Annotated in this window: 15 protein-coding genes; 8 read left to right on the top strand and 7 right to left on the bottom strand. The window is 71.0% G+C overall.

The window, feature by feature from the left end:
* Position 1: 1 nt before the first annotated feature.
* On the bottom strand, positions 2–1,372 hold the full coding sequence (locus AC067Z_RS10155; RefSeq protein WP_478789022.1) for a glutamine synthetase family protein: 1,371 nt from the start codon (positions 1,370–1,372) through the stop codon (positions 2–4).
* Between the two features lie 77 nt (positions 1,373–1,449).
* On the opposite strand from AC067Z_RS10155, the gene AC067Z_RS10150 reads away from it, so the two are divergent.
* The 3 genes from AC067Z_RS10150 (at position 1,450) to AC067Z_RS10140 (ending at position 4,591) form a co-directional block, all read left to right on the top strand.
* Entirely contained in the window at positions 1,450–2,190 is a 741-nt protein-coding gene (locus tag AC067Z_RS10150; protein ID WP_478789021.1) for a FadR/GntR family transcriptional regulator, read from the top strand.
* A gap of 176 nt (positions 2,191–2,366) precedes the next feature.
* A complete protein-coding gene (gene eat, locus AC067Z_RS10145) occupies positions 2,367–3,830 on the top strand; it encodes an ethanolamine permease (protein ID WP_478789020.1) in 1,464 nt (487 codons plus the stop codon).
* Between the two features lie 35 nt (positions 3,831–3,865).
* Positions 3,866–4,591: a gamma-glutamyl-gamma-aminobutyrate hydrolase family protein gene (locus AC067Z_RS10140; protein WP_478789019.1), complete on the top strand. Its 726-nt coding sequence runs from the start codon at positions 3,866–3,868 to the stop codon at positions 4,589–4,591.
* Here AC067Z_RS10140 and AC067Z_RS10135 read toward each other — a convergent pair.
* Positions 4,588–5,508 carry a LysR family transcriptional regulator gene (locus AC067Z_RS10135; protein ID WP_478789018.1) on the bottom strand — a complete coding sequence of 307 codons (921 nt, stop codon included), beginning with the start codon at positions 5,506–5,508 and terminating at the stop codon, positions 4,588–4,590. The genes AC067Z_RS10140 and AC067Z_RS10135 overlap by 4 nt on opposite strands.
* A 70-nt stretch (positions 5,509–5,578) precedes the next feature.
* Between AC067Z_RS10135 and AC067Z_RS10130 the strand changes: the two genes are divergently transcribed.
* A complete protein-coding gene (locus AC067Z_RS10130) occupies positions 5,579–6,709 on the top strand; it encodes a TDT family transporter (RefSeq protein ID WP_478789139.1) in 1,131 nt (376 codons plus the stop codon).
* Here the strand turns inward: AC067Z_RS10130 and AC067Z_RS10125 are convergent.
* From AC067Z_RS10125 to AC067Z_RS10110, 4 genes are all read right to left on the bottom strand, one after another.
* Entirely contained in the window at positions 6,660–7,394 is a 735-nt protein-coding gene (locus tag AC067Z_RS10125; RefSeq protein WP_478789017.1) for a helical backbone metal receptor, read from the bottom strand. The two genes, AC067Z_RS10130 and AC067Z_RS10125, sit on opposite strands and share 50 nt — an antisense overlap.
* A gap of 5 nt (positions 7,395–7,399) precedes the next feature.
* Positions 7,400–7,987 carry a helix-turn-helix domain-containing protein gene (locus tag AC067Z_RS10120; protein WP_478789016.1) on the bottom strand — a complete coding sequence of 196 codons (588 nt, stop codon included), beginning with the start codon at positions 7,985–7,987 and terminating at the stop codon, positions 7,400–7,402.
* Positions 7,988–8,150: 163 nt separating this feature from the next.
* On the bottom strand, positions 8,151–10,778 hold the full coding sequence (locus AC067Z_RS10115) for an ABC transporter permease/substrate binding protein (protein WP_478789015.1): 2,628 nt from the start codon (positions 10,776–10,778) through the stop codon (positions 8,151–8,153).
* Positions 10,771–11,946, bottom strand: a complete 1,176-nt coding sequence (locus tag AC067Z_RS10110; protein WP_478789014.1) for a quaternary amine ABC transporter ATP-binding protein — start codon at positions 11,944–11,946, stop codon at positions 10,771–10,773. Before AC067Z_RS10110 ends, AC067Z_RS10115 begins: the two co-directional genes overlap by 8 nt.
* A gap of 336 nt (positions 11,947–12,282) precedes the next feature.
* Here AC067Z_RS10110 and AC067Z_RS10105 point away from each other — a divergent pair, with 336 nt between their 5' ends.
* Both AC067Z_RS10105 and AC067Z_RS10100 read left to right on the top strand, forming a co-directional pair.
* Positions 12,283–13,188 (top strand): 5'-3' exonuclease, encoded by a 906-nt coding sequence (locus tag AC067Z_RS10105; protein WP_478789138.1) that lies wholly within the window; start codon positions 12,283–12,285, stop codon positions 13,186–13,188.
* Positions 13,189–13,252: 64 nt separating this feature from the next.
* A complete protein-coding gene (locus tag AC067Z_RS10100; protein ID WP_478789013.1) occupies positions 13,253–14,095 on the top strand; it encodes a siderophore-interacting protein in 843 nt (280 codons plus the stop codon).
* 395 nt (positions 14,096–14,490) lie between these two features.
* Here AC067Z_RS10100 and AC067Z_RS10095 read toward each other — a convergent pair whose 3' ends face one another.
* Positions 14,491–15,123, bottom strand: a complete 633-nt coding sequence (locus AC067Z_RS10095; RefSeq protein WP_478789012.1) for a MerR family transcriptional regulator — start codon at positions 15,121–15,123, stop codon at positions 14,491–14,493.
* Between the two features lie 107 nt (positions 15,124–15,230).
* On the opposite strand from AC067Z_RS10095, the gene AC067Z_RS10090 reads away from it, so the two are divergent.
* A complete protein-coding gene (locus AC067Z_RS10090) occupies positions 15,231–16,193 on the top strand; it encodes a hypothetical protein (protein ID WP_478789011.1) in 963 nt (320 codons plus the stop codon).
* Positions 16,190–16,657 carry an ABA4-like family protein gene (locus AC067Z_RS10085; RefSeq protein WP_478789010.1) on the top strand — a complete coding sequence of 156 codons (468 nt, stop codon included), beginning with the start codon at positions 16,190–16,192 and terminating at the stop codon, positions 16,655–16,657. Before AC067Z_RS10090 ends, AC067Z_RS10085 begins: the two co-directional genes overlap by 4 nt.
* The last annotated feature ends 297 nt before the right edge of the window (positions 16,658–16,954 follow it).

Genomic DNA, 16,954 nt, shown 5'->3' with positions numbered 1-16,954 from the left:
CTCACATGCGTTCGAAGGAGCGGCGCAGCTCCCAGTCGGTGACCGCGGCGTCGAACGCTTCGAGTTCGACGCGTGCCATGTTCCGGTAGTGGGCGACGACCTCGTCGCCGAAGGCGGCCTTGGCGATGGGGCTGTTCTCCCAGAGCTCGGCGGCCTCACGGAGGGTCGTGGGGACGTGTTCGTAGTCGGCGCTGTAGGCGTTTCCGGTACAGGCGTCCGGGAGTTCGAGCTGCTGCTCGATCCCGTGGAGGCCGGCCGCGACGAGTCCGGCCACAGCGAGGTGCGGATTGACGTCGCCCCCGGGCAGCCGGTTCTCGAAGCGCATCGAACGGCCGTGGCCGACGACCCGCAGGGCGCAGGTGCGGTTGTCGTAGCCCCAGGCGACGGCGGTGGGGGCGAAGGAGCCGGGCTGGAACCGCTTGTAGGAGTTGATGTTCGGCGCGTACAGGAGGGAGAAGTCGCGCAGCGCGGCGAGCTGGCCGGCGAGGAAGTGGCGCATGACCGGTGACATGCCGCCGGGTCCGTCGCCCGCCATGACGTTGGTGCCCGGCTCGTCGAGGGACTGGAGCGAGAGGTGGATGTGACAGGAGTTGCCCTCGCGCTCGTTGTACTTGGCCATGAACGTGAGCGAGACGCCCTCCTGGGAGGCGATCTCCTTGGCCCCGGTCTTGTAGACGGTGTGCTGGTCGCAGGTGACCAGCGCCTCGTCGTACTTGAACGCGATCTCGTGCTGGCCCGGGTTGCACTCGCCCTTGGCGGACTCGACGGTCAGTCCGGCGGCGGCCATCTCGTTGCGGATGCGCCGCAGCAGGGGCTCGATGCGGCCGGTGCCGAGGACCGAGTAGTCGATGTTGTACTGGTTGGCGGGGGTGAGGCCGCGGTAGTCACGGTCCCATGCCTGCTCGTAGGTGTCCTTGAAGACGATGAACTCCAACTCGGTGCCCACGTGCGCCGTGAAGCCGTGCTCGGCCAGGCGCTCCAGCTGGCGGCGCAGGATCTGGCGGGGCGCGGCGACGACGGGCGAGCCGTCGTTCCAGGCGAGGTCCGCGACGAGCAGGGCGGTGCCCTCGTTCCAGGGGACACGGCGCAGCGTGGTGAGATCGGGGTGCATGGCGAAGTCGCCGTACCCCCGCTCCCAGGAGGACATCTCGTAGCCGTCGACGGTGTTCATCTCGGTGTCGACGGCCAGGAGGTAGTTGCATCCCTCCGTGCCGTGCGCGACGACCTCGTCGAGGAAGAAGGGTGCGGCGAACCGCTTGCCCTGAAGCCGTCCCTGCATGTCGGGGAAGGCCAGGACGACTGTGTCGATCTCGCCGCTCTCGACCTGGGCGCGCAGGTCGTCGAGGGAGAGCGGTGGTTTGCGGTCTGCCACGGGGATCAGGCCCTTTCGTCAGCCGGGAGTCATAAGGTATTGCTGAAGACCATTGCTTGGGAAGGGGAAACGGCGAGGTGGCGACAACAGGTGGGGCGACAGACGGGCCGACCGACCGGCTCACGCCCGTGCTGCGCCCCGTGCGCGCGGGCAACGGATTCGAGGAGGCGCTGGAGCAGATCCTCCAGCTCCTGCGACTCGGCCTGGTCTCCGGAGGCGAGCGGCTGCCCGCGGAACGGGAACTGGCCGAGCGGATGGGCATCAGCCGGGTCACCCTGCGCGAAGTCCTCAAGGTGCTCACCGACCAGGGGCTGGTGGAGAGCCGGCGCGGCCGCTACGGCGGCACGTTCGTCCTGCAGCGGGCCGACAGCCCCGGCGAGGACGAACTGCGCCGGCGCGTGGCGGGGGTGGACGTGGAGGACACCCTGCGGTTCCGCGAGGTGCTGGAGGTAGGAGCGGCCGGGCTGTGCGCGGCGCACGGGCTGACGGACGACGGGAGCGAGCGGCTGCGGCGGGCACTGGCCGCGACACAGGACGCGCCGCTCGCCGACTACCGCCGGGCGGACACGCTGCTGCACCTGACCGTGGCGGAGCTGTGCGGTTCGCCGGCACTGACCGCGCAGTACGCCGCCGTGCGGGCGACGCTCAACGATCTGCTCGACTGCATCCCGCTGCTGGTACGGAATCTGGAGCACTCGCAGCAACAGCACGCGGTGCTCGTCGAGGCGGTGCTGGACGGCGACGCGGACGCGGCGCGCGAGGTGATGCGCGAGCACTGCGAGGGGACGGCCGCGCTGCTGCGGGGCTTTCTGGCCTGAGGATGCCGGCGGAACCGGCCCGCTTCCGAGGGGTGAGGGCGGGCACCGGCACGGCGTTCGTCGGCCGATCCGTAACCGCGGCTTTACGCAGGGGGCTTGCGCTGTCGTGGGGGCTGCCGCAATGGTGTCCGAACAAACCTTTGAACTCCAGGACCTTTGACTGCCAGGAGCGACCCATGGCCGAAGGCACCACCCCACGCATCACGACCCCGCCCGCGACAGCCGAGCCCGCGGGCGACACCTATCTGGATCGACGCACCCTGCGCAGGGGCAGCGCGGGCTGGCTGCTCCTGACCGGCCTCGGCGTGGCCTATGTCGTCTCCGGGGACTTCTCCGGCTGGAACATAGGGCTGTCCAAGGGCGGCTTCGGTGGACTGGCCATCGCCACCCTGCTGATGGGCGCGATGTACGCCTGTCTCGTCTTCGCCCTCGCCGAACTGTCGGCGATCCTGCCGACGGCGGGCGGCGGCTACGGGTTCGCCCGCCGCGCCCTCGGCACCTGGGGCGGCTTCCTCACCGGCACGGCGATCCTCATCGAGTACATCCTCGCTCCCGCCGCCATCTCCATCTTCATCGGCGACTACGTCGAATCCCTGGGCCTGTTCGGCCTGGAGTCCGGCTGGCCCGTGTATCTCGCCTGCTTCGCGATCTTCATCGGGATTCATCTGTGGGGCGTCGGCGAGGCGCTGCGCTTCAGCCTGGTGGTGACGGCGATCGCGGTCGCGGCACTCCTGATCTTCGCGGTCGGCGCGTTCACGGAGTTCAGCGCCGGCGGCCTGGACGACATCCCGGTCGACAAGGGCGCGTTCGGCGCAAGCTCCTGGCTGCCGTTCGGCCTCCTCGGGATCTGGGCGGCGTTCCCGTTCGGCATGTGGTTCTTCCTGGGCGTCGAGGGCGTGCCGCTGGCGGCCGAGGAGGCCAAGGACCCGGTGCGCTCGATGCCGAGGGCACTGGCGATCTCGATGGGCATCCTGGTGCTGCTCGCCGTGCTGACGTTCTTCGTCGCCAGCGGCGCGCGCGGCTCGGCCGCCATCCAGGAGGCCGGGAATCCGCTGGTCGTGGCGCTCCAGGGGGACGGCGACCCCACGCCGCTGAGCCGCTTCGTCAACTACGCGGGCCTCGCCGGTCTCGTCGCCTCCTTCTTCTCGCTGATCTACGCCGGCTCCCGGCAGCTGTTCGCTCTCTCCCGCGCCGGATACCTGCCGCGGTTCCTGTCCCTGACGAGCAGCCGCAAGTCCCCGTACCTGGGGCTGCTGATCCCCGGCGCGATCGGCTTCGCCCTCGCGGCGGGCACCGGGAACGGCGCGCGGATGCTCAACATCGCGGTCTTCGGCGCGACGATCAGCTACGCGCTGATGGCGCTTTCGCACATCGTGCTGCGCCGCCGCGAGCCCGAACTCCCCCGCCCGTACCGCACCCCCGGCGGAGTCCTGACCTCGTCCGTCGCCTTTGTGCTCGCGCTGTCCGCGCTGGTGGCGACGTTCCTCGTGGACAAGGACGCCGCATTCATGGCACTCGCCGTGTACGCCGTGGCCCTCGCCTACTTCGCGTTCTACAGCAGGCACCATCTGGTGGCACGGGCACCGGAGGAGGAGTTCGCGGCGCTGGCGGCCGCGGAGGCCGAACTCGAACGGAATTGACGGGTCCACTGACGGATCCTGGGATCGGAGGCACCGTGTCCAAGCCGCTCATCGGCGTCAGCACCTACTGGGAGCAGTCCGCCCGGTGGGGCGTGTGGGAGCTGCCCGCCGCGCTGCTGCCGGCGGGCTATCCACGGCTCGTCCAGTCGGCCGGGGGCATCGCCGCGATGCTCCCGCCCGACGATCCGGCCCTCGCCGACTCCGTGGTGTCGCGCCTCGACGGTCTGGTCGTCTCGGGCGGCCCGGACGTGGAGCCTTCGCGGTACGGAGCGGAACGCGACCCCCGCACCGGCCCGCCCGCGCCGGAGCGCGACGCCTGGGAGCTCGCCCTGATCCGGGCGGCGCTGGCGAGCGGTACGCCGCTGCTCGGCATCTGCCGCGGCATGCAACTGCTGAACGTGGCACTCGGCGGGACGCTCGTCCAGCACCTGGCCGGCCACACCGGTCCGGGCGGTGCGGTGGGTGTGTTCGGCGAGCACCGGGTGAAGCCGGTGCCGGGGACTCTGTACGCGGGCATCGTGCCGGAGGAGTCGTCGGTCCCGACCTACCACCACCAGTCGATGGACCGCCTGGGGGCGGAGCTGGTGCCGTGCGCGTATGCGGAGGACGGGACGGTCGAGGCGGTGGAACGACAGGGCGTCGGGGGGTGGGTGCTGGGCGTGCAGTGGCATCCGGAGATGGGGGCGGACGTGCGGGTGATGTCGGCGCTGGTGAGGGCCGCGGGGGCGCGAGCCCGGCAAGATCCGAACGAGAGGCCCTAGCCCCGGGTCAGCGACAGCAGGTCGCGCGCCGGGCCCGTCGGGCGCCGGCCGTGGGGCCACACCGCCCGCAGATCGCGGTCGAGGCGCGCGCCCTCGACCGGGATCCGGACCAGGCGGCGTGACGCCAGTTCCTCCGTCACCGCGAGTTCGCTCAGTACCGCAGGGCCCGCCCCGCTCACCGCCGCCGCCTTCACCGCGGTCGTGGAGGCGAGTTCGAGCAGTGGCTCGGCGAGGCCGCCGAAAGCGGAGAGCGCCGAGTCGAGGACCTGCCGCGTGCCCGAGCCCCGTTCGCGCAGGACCAGCGGAGCGACGGCCAGTTCCGCGGCCGTGATGGGGGCCTTGCGGCGCCGCGCCCAGGCGTGCGCGGGCGCGGCGACCACGAACAGGCGGTCGTGGCCGATGACCGTCCCGTCGAGCCCGTCCGGTACGGACAGGCCCTCGACGAAGCCGATGTCCGCCTCGCCGGTCAGCAGCCGCTCCGCGACCGCCGCCGAGTTGCCGGCGAGCAGCGAGACCGCCGTGCCGGGACGCTCCGCGCGGAGGGCGATCAGCCAGCCGGGGAGCAGGTATTCGGCGATCGTCATGCTTGCGGCGACCCGCAGCCGCGAATCGCGTCGGCCGCGCAGCGCCTGGGCGCCCGCGTCGAACGCCTCGGCCGCCTCGACGATCCTGCGGGCCCAGTCGGTGACGAGTGCTCCGGCCTCCGTGAGCCGGGACCCACGGGGCGAGCGGTCGACGAGCGCCACGCCCAGTTGGCGTTCCATGGAGCGGATGCGGCTGCTCGCGGCCGGCTGGGTGATGCCGACCTCGCAGGCCGCACGCCCCAGGCTGCCGTGGCGGGCCACTGCGAGGAGCAGTTCCAGTGCTCCCAGCTCGGGCACCCGATGGGCGAGCGGCACACGCTCCTCGTCACTCATAAGACCAGCTTATGGGGTGATAGGGCGAAGGTCCCTGGTGGGGGACGTGCCCGGGTACGACAGTGACGTCATGGTCACCGCCGTCCAGCCCCGCAGCCACCCGTTCACCACCCCCGGACACCCCGGCGCGGCCCGGCTTCCCTCCGTCCGCGACCTCGGGCCGAACTGGTACGCCGCGGTGATGGGGACGGCCATCGTCGGCACCGCGGGTGCAGCGCTGCCCGTGACCGTCCCGGGGCTGCACGCCGCGTGCACCGGCGCCTGGGCGCTGTCGGCAGTGCTGCTCGCCGTGCTGCTGGCTGCCCGTGCGGCGCACTGGATCCACCACCGTGACCAGGCCCGTGCGCATCTGCTCGATCCGGCCGTCGCGCCGTTCTACGGCTGTCTGTCGATGGCGCTGCTGGCGGTCGGCTCGGGCTCGCTCACGGTCGGACGGCCCCTGCTCGGCGCGCCTGCCGCGCTGATCGCAGCAGCCGTGCTGTTCACGGTCGGGACGGCCGTCGGGCTGGTGGTGGCCGTGGCGGTGCCGTATCTGATGGTCGTCCGTCACCGGCTGACGCCGGGCAGTGCCTCTCCCGTGTGGCTGCTGCCTGTGGTCGCGCCGATGGTCTCCGCGTCCTTCGGGCCGCAGCTGGTGCCGTATCTGCCTCCCGGGCAGGGGCGCGAGGCGCTGCTGCTCGCGAGCTACGCCATGTTCGGTATCAGCCTGTTGGCGACGCTCCTGATCCTGCCCGTCGTCTTCGCCCGGCTGGTGCACCACGGCCCGTTGCCACTCGCGCTGACGCCCGCGCTCTTTCTCGTCCTCGGCCCGCTCGGCCAGTCGACCACCGCCGTGAACAAGCTCGCGGACGTGGCTCCCGGAGCGATTCAGGCTCCGTACGCGCACGCTCTGGCCGCGCTCGCCGTCGTCTACGGGGTGCCGGTGATGGGGTTCGCCCTCCTGTGGCTGGCGCTCGCCGGCGCCATGGTGATGCGCGCCGCCCGCGGCGGGCTGCCGTTCACGATGAGCTGGTGGGCCTTCACCTTCCCGGTCGGCACCTGCGTCACGGGTGCGGAGACGCTGGCGCACCACACGGGTCTGGTCGCCTACGAGTGGCTGGCGGCCGCCCTGTACGTCCTCCTCCTGACGGCCTGGGCGGCCGCGGGGTGGCTCACCGTCCGCGGCGTGCTGCGGGGAGAGCTGCTCGCAGCGCGGCGCTGAGCGCGGCGGGGGCCTGCGCCAGCGAGGGGCCGTACCAGGTCAGCAACCGTCCGTCGACGAGGGCGGCGGGCTGGGCGGGAAATGCCTCGGGGCCGTCGTGCGGGCCGAACGCGTACGGCTCGTCGGGCAGCACCACGAGGTCGGCGCCACTCCCCTGCAGTTCGTCCAGGGGGATCCGCGGGTAGCGGTCGGTGTGGTCCGCGTACACGTTGCCGACACCGAGCCGGGCGAGCAGGTCGCCCGCGAAGGTGTCGCGGCCCAGCACCATCCACGGTCTGCGCCAGATCGGGACGACCGCGCGGAGCGCCGGCAGGGGTTCGACCGCCTCCCATGCCTCCCGGGCCTCGTCCAGCCAGCGCGGCGGGGCGAGCCCGCAGCCGTCCGTGAGCACCCGTTCCAGCTCGCGCAGTGCCTGGTCGAGCCCACGGATCTCGGTGACCAGGACCTCGGTCCCGGCGGCTCGCAGGGCAGCGAGGTCGGGCTCCCGGTTCTCCTCCTCGTTGGCGATCACCAGGTCGGGCCGCAGCGCGACGACGGCCGCCACGTCGGGGTTCTTGGTGCCGCCGATGCGCACGACATCGAGATCCGCGGGGTGGCTGCACCAGTCGGTGGCGCCGACGAGCAGTCCGGGCGCGGTCGCGGCGACAGCCTCGGTCAGGGAGGGAACGAGGGACACGACGCGCATGGCGGTCAGCCGCGCGGGTCGGTCGTGGCGGCGATGTGGTCGGCGACCGCGACGACGAGGATGCGCGTGTCGGCGGTGGTGGCGCGCCAACGATGCCGTACGCCGCCGGACAGGAAGAGCGAGTCGCCGCGGCCCAGCCGGTGGGCGCGGCCTTCGGCCTCGACCTCCACCGCGCCCTCGGCGACGTACAGCAGCTCGTCGTTGCGGTGCTGGAACTCGCCTTCCGTCTCCTGCTCGCCGCTGTACTCCACGGCGTGCAACTGGTGCCGGCCACGGACGAGGGTGCGTACTCCGTCGCGCCCCTCGGGACCGGCATCGTCCGCGCGCACGAGGTCGATGGTGCGCGCCGCGTCGGAGGCGGCGAGGAGCGCCTCGGCCGTGGTGTCCAGAGCGTCGGCGACGCGCTGGAGGGAACGGGTACTGGGACGGGCGCGTTCGTTCTCGATCTGGCTGAGGAAGGGCACGGACAGTCCGCTGCGGGCCGAGACGGTGGCAAGGGTGAGGCGCAGGGCACGGCGGCGTTTGCGCACGGCGGTGCCCACGCGGAGAGGGTCTTCCCTCTCCTTGGTCTCCTTCGCGTCCTTCGCGTCCATCGGCGGGCTCCCCTCCCCTGGGTCCTGTCTCACCATACGCAGCATCGGCCCGTCCGTACTCATCAAGCGCAGGAGTAGCGGGATCGCAGCGGTGACGGCCGAAAGGGGTGGGTCCCCGCCGTGCCCGGCGGGGACCCACCCCTTTGTGCGGTGCTGTGCGCCGCTACAACGGCGCGATCCGGTCGGTGATGCCCGGGTTCTTGTCCATCCAGGCCTTCACCGCCTCCTCCTCGTGCCCGGCGCCGCGCTTCTGGATCTCGTTCTCGAGGCCGGCGAGCTGCTTCTCGTCGAGCCGGAAGTCCTTGAACCACTTGGTCAGCTGCGGGTACTGCCGGGGGAAGTCCTTCGAGGCGACGGTGTGGATCTCGTCGCCCTCGCCGAAGGACTTCTTCGGGTCGGCCAGCTTGGTCAGGTCGTATTCGCTGTAGGCCCAGTGCGGGGTCCACAGCATGACCGCGATCGGCTCCTTCTTGGCGTACGCCCGCCTCAGCTCGGCGAGCATGCCCGGGGTGGAGCTGTCGACGACCTCGAACTCCTCCTCGATGCCGTATTCCGGCAGAACCTTGTTCTTGAGGATGTTCATGGTCTCGGTGCCGGGCTCGATGCCCACGATGCGGCCCTTGAACTCGTCGCCGCGCCCCTTGAGGTCGTCGAGGGAATCCACTCCTTCGACGTACGACGGGACGGCGAGCTCCAGGGACGTCGGGCCGTACCAGGACCCGAGGTCGGTCAGTTCGTCGCCGTACTTGTCCCAGTACTTCTTCTGCGTGCTGGGCAGCCAGCCGTCGAACTGGACGTCGATCTGGCCTCGGGAGAGCGCGGTGTACATCGGGCCGACCTCGAACTGCTTGAGGTTCATCGTGTAGCCGCGCTCCTCGAGGACGGCCTTCCACAGGTAGGTGGCGGCGATGTCCTCCTCCCACGGGAACCAGGCGACGTTCAGTGCGCGGGAGCGTTCGTGCTTGCCGCCTTTGCCGGCCTTTCCTGCCTTGGCGACCGGGGCCCACTTGTCGGCGAGGCCCGGGTTCTCCTTCAGCCAGGCGCGGACGGCGTCCTGCTCCTTGCCCTTGCCGGTCTCCTGGATCTTGGCTTCGAGGCCGGTGAGCTGCTCCTCGGTCATCCGGAAGTTCTTGAGCCACTTGCCGACCTGGGGGTTGTCGGCGGTGAAACCCTTGCGCGCCAGGGTGTGCACACCGTCGCCCTTGCCCCAGGAGCCCTTGGGATCCTTGAGCTTCTTCAGGTCGTAGGTGCTGTACGCCCAGTGCGGCGACCACAGAGTGGTGACGACGGGCTCCTTCTTGTCGTACGCGCGCTTCAGCTCGGCCAGCATGCCGGGCGTGGAGCCGTCGACGACCTTGTACTCGCCCTCGAGGCCGTAGTCCTTCAGGACCTTGTCCTTGAGGATGCCCATCATCCCGGCGCTGGGCTCGATACCGATGATGCGGCCCTTGAACTGTCCCGCCTTGCCCTTGAGGTCATCGAGGGAGTCGATGCCCTTCATGTAGGCGGGGACGGACAGCTCCAGCGACGTGGGACCGTACCAGGAGCCCATGTCCTCCAGCTTGTCCTGGTACTTCTCCCAGTACGAGGCATGCGTGACGGGAAGCCAGGAGTCGGTCTGGAAGTCGATCTGCCCACCGGCGAGCCCGGTGTAGAGCGAACCGGCCTCCAGCTGCTTGGTGTCGACCTCGAAACCGCGCTGCTCCAGGAGCTCCTTCCACAGGAACGTGGAGGCGATGCCCTCGTCCCACGGGATGTAGCCCATGGAGATCTTATTGCCCTGGCCGACGTTCGTCGCGTCCGAGGTGGTCTGCGTCTTCGCGCCCCCGAACATGCCCATGCCTCCGGCGACGAGCGCGAGGACGACGATGCCCGCGACGGCAACGGCGGGCTGCGGGCGGTGGTTCCAGACCTTGGCGCCCGCGGCGGCACCGGAACGCGCCTTGGCGAGCGCTCGGCGGCCGACCGGGGAGACCTGACGGCCGAGTGCTCCGGTGATCCGGTCCAGGTACATGGCGAGGATGACGATGGAGATGCCCGCCTCGAAGCCGAGGCCGATGTCCACGTTGCCGATGGCCCGGTAGACCGCTCCGCCGAGGCCGCCGCCGCCGACCATGCCCGCGATGACCACCATGGACAGGCCGAGCATGATGACCTGGTTGATGCCGGCCATGATCGTCGGCAGGGCGAGCGGGAGCTGGACGCGCAGCAGGGTGTTGCGCGGCGTGGTGCCGAACGCCTCGGCCGCCTCGACGAGTTCGCCGTCGACCTGCCGGATGCCGAGCTCGGTCATCCGCACGCCGGGCGGCAGGGCGAAGACGATGGTGGCGATGATGCCGGGTACCACGCCGACGCCGAAGAAGATGATGCCGGGGATCAGATAGACCATGGCCGGCATCGTCTGCATGAAGTCGAGCACCGGGCGGGTGATCGCGCTGACGGCCTTGGAGCGCGAGGCCCAGATGCCGAGCGGTACGGCGATCGCCAGCGTCACGATGGTCGCGACGAGCACGAGCGACAGGGTCGACATGGCGTCTTCCCACAGCTCGATGGAGTCGATCAGTGCGAAGCCCGCGAAGGCGAGCGCACCGGCGGTGAGCCCGCGCAGCCACCAGGCGGCGACGGCGAGGATGCCGGCGAAGAGCAGCGGCTCGGGCGCGGAGAGGGCCGCGTCGATACCGTCGTACATCCCGGTGACGAGCGAACTGATCGCGTCGAACAGCCAGGACAGATGGCGCTGGAGCCAGTCGACACCGCTGTCGACCCAGTCGCCGAGGGGGAACCTAGGCACTGGCCACCGCCTTGCCGGACGCGTCGTCCGCCGAGCCGGCGTCGTCGGTCTTGTCGATGATCACGGCAGCCGGTGCGGGGATGTCCGCGGGCGAGAGGGGGTTCATCGGTTCGCCGAGGACGGCGAGCAGCCGGGCGCTCGGGACGACGCCGATCAGCTCGCCCTCGTCGTCGGTGACGGCGACGGGGGTGCCGCTGGTGGAGCAGGGGGTGAACAGCTCGATGATCGGGGTGTCCGCGGTGACGGTGGCCGGCGCGGCGGCCAGCACGTCCTTCGCGTTGCGCATCTGCTTGCCGCTGTCCGTCCTGGTGCCGTACGCGGTGTGCGGGTCGGCCATGATCGCGCCGGCGGTGAGCACACGGGAGCGGTCGACGTCCTGGGTGAAGGAGGCCACGTAGTCGTTGGCGGGCGTGACAAGGATGTCCTCGGCGGTGCCGAGCTGGACGATCCTGCCGTCGCGCATCACCGCGATCGAGTCGCCGAGGCGCATCGCCTCGTTGAGGTCGTGGGTGATGAAGACGATGGTCTTCTTCAGCCGCTTCTGCAGCTCCAGCAGCTGGTCCTGCATGTCGCGGCGGATCAGCGGGTCGAGCGCGCTGAAGGACTCGTCCATCAGGAGCAGGTCGGCGTCGGTGGCGAGGGCGCGGGCGAGGCCGACGCGCTGCTGCATTCCGCCGGAGAGCTCGTCGGGCCAGGAGTTCTCCCAGCCTGCGAGGCCGACCATCTCGAGGGCCTCGGCGGCGCGCTTGTCACGCTCGGCACGAGCGATGCCCTGCACTTCGAGTCCGTAGCCGGCGTTCTCGAGGACGCTGCGGTGGGGGAAGAGCGCGAAGTGCTGGAACACCATGCTGATCCTGGTGGAGCGCACGGCACGCAGGTCGCGGGGGGCGAGGGCGGTCAGGTCCTGACCGTCGAAGAGGACACGTCCGGCAGTGGGCTCCAGCAGTCCGTTGAGCATGCGCAGCAACGTGGACTTGCCGGATCCCGAAAGACCCATGACGACGAAGATCTGACCGGGTTCGACGGTGAACGAGGCGTCGATGACCGCGGCCGTCGTACCGTCGGCGCGCAGCTCGTCGCGGTCGGTGCCGCCTTCGAGCCTGGTCACCGCTTCGTCGGGTCGTCTGCCGAACACTTTGTACAAGTGCTCGGCCTGCAGCCTGGACACATACACCTCACGCGTAGAACCGAAAAACGGCCCGCCACCCCCGCGGGCAGGCCGTGGAGCGCGGCGGGGTCCGCCCGCTTGTCCGATGCAATGGTTGAAATTGCGACAGGGTTTGCTCCGGGCCCGCGCCTGCCCTGGCCCGACCAGGGCAAACGCAAAGGTGATCCACGTCACGGGCCCGGTGCCAGGAACTGTCGCCGGGGTGTCGTCGCCGGGGTGCTGCCGCCGGGTCGCTTGTCGGTGGGGTGCTGCCGTCGGGTCGCTTGTCGGTGGGGTGCCGTCGCCAGGGTGCTGTCGGTGGGGTGCGGCATCATCGTCCCTGTGACGCGACGCCTGATGCTCCTCGACACTGCCTCCCTGTACTTCCGTGCCTATTACGGGGTCCCCGATTCGGTCCGGGCCCCCGACGGCACCCCGGTCAACGCGGTGCGCGGCCTGATGGACTTCATCGCCCGGCTGGTCCAGGACCACCGCCCCGACGATCTGGTCGCCTGCTGGGACAACGACTGGCGGCCGCAGTGGCGGGTCGATCTCATCCCCTCGTACAAGGCGCACCGCGTCGCCGAGGAGCAGGAGCAGGGCCCGGATGTCGAGGAGACGCCGGACACCCTCGATCCCCAGGTGCCGGTCATCCAGGCGGTGCTGGCCGCGGTCGGCATCGCCCGTGTCGGCGTCGACGGCTACGAGGCGGACGACGTCATCGGCACGCTGACGGCACGCGCCACCGGCCCTGTCGACATCGTGACGGGCGACCGCGACCTGTTCCAGCTCGTCGACGACGCCCGCGAGCGACGCGTGCTCTACCCCCTGAAGGGGGTCGGGACACTGCAGACGACGGACGAGGCGTGGCTGCGCGAGAAGTACGGCGTGGACGGGCCGGGCTACGTGGACCTGGCGCTGCTGCGCGGCGACCCGAGCGACGGACTGCCCGGCGTGCCGGGCATCGGCGAGAAGACGGCGGCGAAGCTGCTCGACGCGTACGGCGACCTGGCCGGGATCATGGCAGCTGTCGACGACCGCACGTCGAAGCTCACGCCCTCGCAGCGCAAGCGGCTCGACGAGGCACGGCCCTATGTGGCCGTCGCGCCGAAGGTGGTCCGGGTCGCCTCGGACGTGCCGCTGCCCGCGTTCGACGCCGCGCTGCCGAGCGCACCGCGTGATCCTGCCGCGCTGGACGAGCTCGCGGAGCGCTGGGGGCTGGGGGGCGCCGTGATCCGGCTGCAGTCGGCGTTGCGGCGCTGAGGACTTCACCCTCCCGGGGTGTTAACTTAGGCAAGCCTAAGCACCAAGTTCCAGGGAGAGCACCGTGGCAGATCGACCGGACCGCAAGGCACCGAAGGTGCACGAGGCGAAGGTGGTGCGCACGGAGCAGCTCACCCCTCACATGGTGCGGGTCGTGCTGGGCCTGGATCGGTCGCACTCGTTCGCGATCGGCGAGTTCACCGACCACTATGTGAAGCTGATCTTCGCGCCGGAGGGCGTGAGCTACCCGGAGCCGTTCGACATGGAGCGGATCCGCGCGGAGTTCCCCCGCGAGCAGTGGCCCGCCCATCGCACGTACACCGTGCGGCACTGGGACGCCGCCCACCACGAGATGACCGTCGACTTCGTGGTCCACGGCGACGAGGGGCTCGCCGGGCCGTGGGCGGCACGGGCGCGGGTCGGCGAGACGGTGCGCTTCCTCGGCCCCGGCGGCGGGTACGCTCCCGCGCCGACGGCGGACTGGCATCTGCTGGCGGGCGACGAGAGCGCGCTGCCGGCGATCGCCGCATCCCTGGAGCAGCTTCCGGCAGGAGCCGTGGTGCACGCCTTCGTCGAGGTCGGGGGCCCCGAGGACCAGCAGAAGATCGTCACCGCGGACGGTGTGGAGATCACCTGGTTGCACCGCGGCGACCGCCCGGCGGGCGAGGCGCTGGTGGCGGCGGTGTCGGCGCTCGACTTCCCGGAGGGGAAGGTCTGCGCGTTCGTGCACGGTGAGGCGGCGTGCGTGAAGGAGCTGCGCCGCCACCTGCGACTGGAGCGGCAGGTCCCCCTCGAGCAGCTGTCGATCTCGGGCTACTGGCGTCTGGGCAAGACGGATGAGGGCTGGCGCGCGATCAAGCGGGAGTGGAACGACCAGGTGGAACGCGAGCAGGAGTCCGCGGCGTAACGCCTCGCGGCGGGGGTGTACCCGGGGGTTCCGCTGCGCGAGGGCGTTCCCCACCCCGCATCTTCCCGAACCGGGGCAAGCCGCGGAACCCGTAGCGCGCTTCGCGCCGTGTCCTCAATCCCCCCAGGGCCTGGCGGCCGAGGGAGGGACGGGCCGTAAATCCAGCCCCGTTGGGGCACCCCCCAGACTCCGTCCGGGGCACCTCACCCACGCCCGCAGGGCGTAGGGGGTGATTGCGGAGCGGGGGCACGGGGGCGGAGCCCGGAGCGGGGGCTTGGGGCGGAGCCCCGGAAACCGCGCGGAGCGCGGTGCCGGGCCCCGGGGCCCCCACGCCGCCAGACGTAGGGAGCGGGAGCCCGGCTTCGGGAAGGCGGGCAAGGGGAGAAGCCCTCGGCTCACCCCGCCCCGTACACCTCGGACGAGTGATGCGTCTGCGCCAGCCTGCGTAGCGCCGTGAGCATCGCGTCCCCCAGGGCCGTGCCCACCACCACCCCCTCCACCAGGTCGTCCAGGCCCGCCCGGCGTGCGACGAACGCCAGGTCCGCCGCGGCCACCCGGTCCGCCGCCTCCGCATAGTCGTCCAGGACCTCCGCGAACGCCCCGTGGCCCACGCGGCGCAGGGCCGCCAGCGCCTCGGCCAGCGCGACAGCCGCGGGGTCGCAGTCGTCGACGCGCCAGCCACGGCGCGCGATCAGCTCGCACACCTGCTCCTTCGCGGCATCCAGCGCATCGTCCTCGCCGCCGTGGGCGTACTGCGGAATCATCCGGTGCGCCACCTCGCCGAGCACCTTGTGCCTCGACATGCCCGGATCGTCGATGGCCGCGAGGATGTCGCGAATGGCCGCGACCGACAGGCCCCCCACATCGAGCAGGGCCCGGATCAGCCGCAGTCTGCGCTCGTGCCCGTCGTCGTAACTCGCCTGGTTGGGGCTCGTCAGCTGTCCGGCCGGGAGCAGCCCTTCGCGTACGTAGTACTTGATCGTCGGGACCGCGACCCCGGCCCTGCGGCTCAACTCACCAATGCGCACCGCGCGTTCACCTCTCCGCCCTTGCCAACTCAACCCCCATCATAGATAGTCTCGCTATCGGATAGCAGACAGCTTCACTATCTATACTCACTACGGGGGGTACCTCCATGTCCAGTTGGACGTCCTGGCACCGGCCACTCGTCGCGTTCGCCGCGTCGATGGCCGTACTCGCCGTGTTCTCGGCGGTCGGAATGGCCGTCGACGACCGCGTACTGGCCGGCTCTCCCATCTGGTTCAAGCCGTTCAAGTTCTCGGTCTCGTTCGTCGCCTACGCCCTCTCGCTGGCGTGGATGCTGTCGTTACTGCCCCGCTTCCGGCGGCCCGGGTGGTGGGCGGGCACCGTCGTCGCCGCGACCAGCCTCATCGAGATGATCCTGATCACCGGCCAGGCGGCCCGCGGGCGGCGCAGCCACTTCAACAACGAAACCCCCTTCGACAAGGCCCTGTTCGACGCGATGGGGGTGACCGTCGTCGTGCTGTGGGCAGGAGCCCTGCTCATCGCCTTCCTGCTCTTCCGCGCCCGGCTCGCCGACCGCGCGTCGGCCTGGGCCCTGCGGTTCGGCTCGGTGCTGGCACTGGCGGGCGCGGGCATCGGCTTCCTGATGGCGCAGCCGACACCCGAGCAGCAGGCTCAGGAGGAGCGCGGGCACGCCGACGTCGTCGGTGCGCATGCCGTGGGCGTCACGGACGGCGGCCCCTCGATGCCACTGACGGGATGGGAGACCACGGGCGGTGACCTGCGCGTACCGCACTTCGTGGGACTGCACGCGCTCCAGGTGCTCCCGCTCGTCCTGCTGCTCCTCGCCCGTCTCACCCCGAGGTTCGGGCGGCTGCATGACGAGCACGTCCGCCTGCGGCTGGTCCTCGTCGCTTCCGGGGCATACGCCGCCGGCTTCGTCCTCGTGACATGGCAGGCGCTGCGCGGCCAGGCCCTCATCCATCCGGACGGTGTGACGCTCACCGCCGCAGCGGCTGTCCTCGCAGCCACCGCGGCCGGCGTCGCGGCTTCCTTGCGCACCGCTCCCCGACCCCACGCACCCACCGACGAACGCAAGGAGATCCTGGCATGACCGGCTTCCTCTTCGAGCTCTCGTTCTGGCTGGCCGCCCCCGTGTGGCTGCTGATGGTCCTCGCCCCGCGCGCGCGGCTCACCGAGTGGGTCGCCGCATCGTCGCTGACCGTCGTGCCGGTCCTGCTGGTGTATCTCGCCCTGGCCGTACCCGTCTTCCCCGAGCTGTGGTCGGCCGTCCGCAGCCCCGACCTCGACACGTTCCGCGATCTCGTGGCCCTCGCCGACGGCGCAGGCGCGATCTGGGCGCAGGTGATCGCCTGGGATCTGCTGCTCGGCCAGTGGATGTACCTCGAGGGCAGGCGGCTCGGTGTCCCGGCGCTGGTGATGAGCCCCCTGCTGGTGCTGACGATCCTGCTGTCGCCGATCGGCCTCCTCGTCTTCCTCGCCCTGCGCGCGGCACGTGAGGGCCGGACCCGGCCCCGGACGCAGTCCCGCGAGGGCGTGGCGGAAGCCCGGCCGTGACACGCTGCGGGCCCCGGACTGTCCACGGACGCACCGCCGCGGACGTCCCGGACTGTCCACGGGCCCACAGCCCCAGACGCCCCGGGCTGTCCACGGATGCCCATGCCGGACGCCCCGGACCAACCTGCGGGGGCGTGCGTCCGGCATGGGCATCACGGTCGCACCGGCGGACGGTTCGCGGCAGCCGACCTCCGAGGCGCTCGGGCCGGTCGACTTCCCGGCCCGATCACACGGCGCGCCGGACACCGCCTGAAGGGACGCGTACCCGTGTGGCGTCCGAGCCGGTGGGGAACGCCT

It is taken from the genome of Streptomyces sp. NPDC043812 (genome assembly GCF_056436245.1).
Note: the sequence above shows the minus strand (reverse complement) of the source record. Positions and strands in the feature narration are given on the sequence as shown.

Excerpts from the sequence above, each read along its gene's own strand:
- AC067Z_RS10105 (WP_478789138.1), top strand. The coding sequence starts at position 12,283 with ATGCTCCTCGACACTGCCTCCCTGTACTTCCGTGCCTATTACGGGGTC.
- AC067Z_RS10120 (WP_478789016.1), bottom strand. The coding sequence starts at position 7,987 with ATGGACGCGAAGGACGCGAAGGAGACCAAGGAGAGGGAAGACCCTCTC.
- eat (WP_478789020.1), top strand. The coding sequence starts at position 2,367 with ATGGCCGAAGGCACCACCCCACGCATCACGACCCCGCCCGCGACAGCC.
- AC067Z_RS10125 (WP_478789017.1), bottom strand. The coding sequence starts at position 7,394 with ATGCGCGTCGTGTCCCTCGTTCCCTCCCTGACCGAGGCTGTCGCCGCG.
- AC067Z_RS10130 (WP_478789139.1), top strand. The coding sequence starts at position 5,579 with ATGGTCACCGCCGTCCAGCCCCGCAGCCACCCGTTCACCACCCCCGGA.
- AC067Z_RS10090 (WP_478789011.1), top strand. The coding sequence starts at position 15,231 with ATGTCCAGTTGGACGTCCTGGCACCGGCCACTCGTCGCGTTCGCCGCG.
- AC067Z_RS10085 (WP_478789010.1), top strand. The coding sequence starts at position 16,190 with ATGACCGGCTTCCTCTTCGAGCTCTCGTTCTGGCTGGCCGCCCCCGTG.
- AC067Z_RS10135 (WP_478789018.1), bottom strand. The coding sequence starts at position 5,508 with ATGAGTGACGAGGAGCGTGTGCCGCTCGCCCATCGGGTGCCCGAGCTG.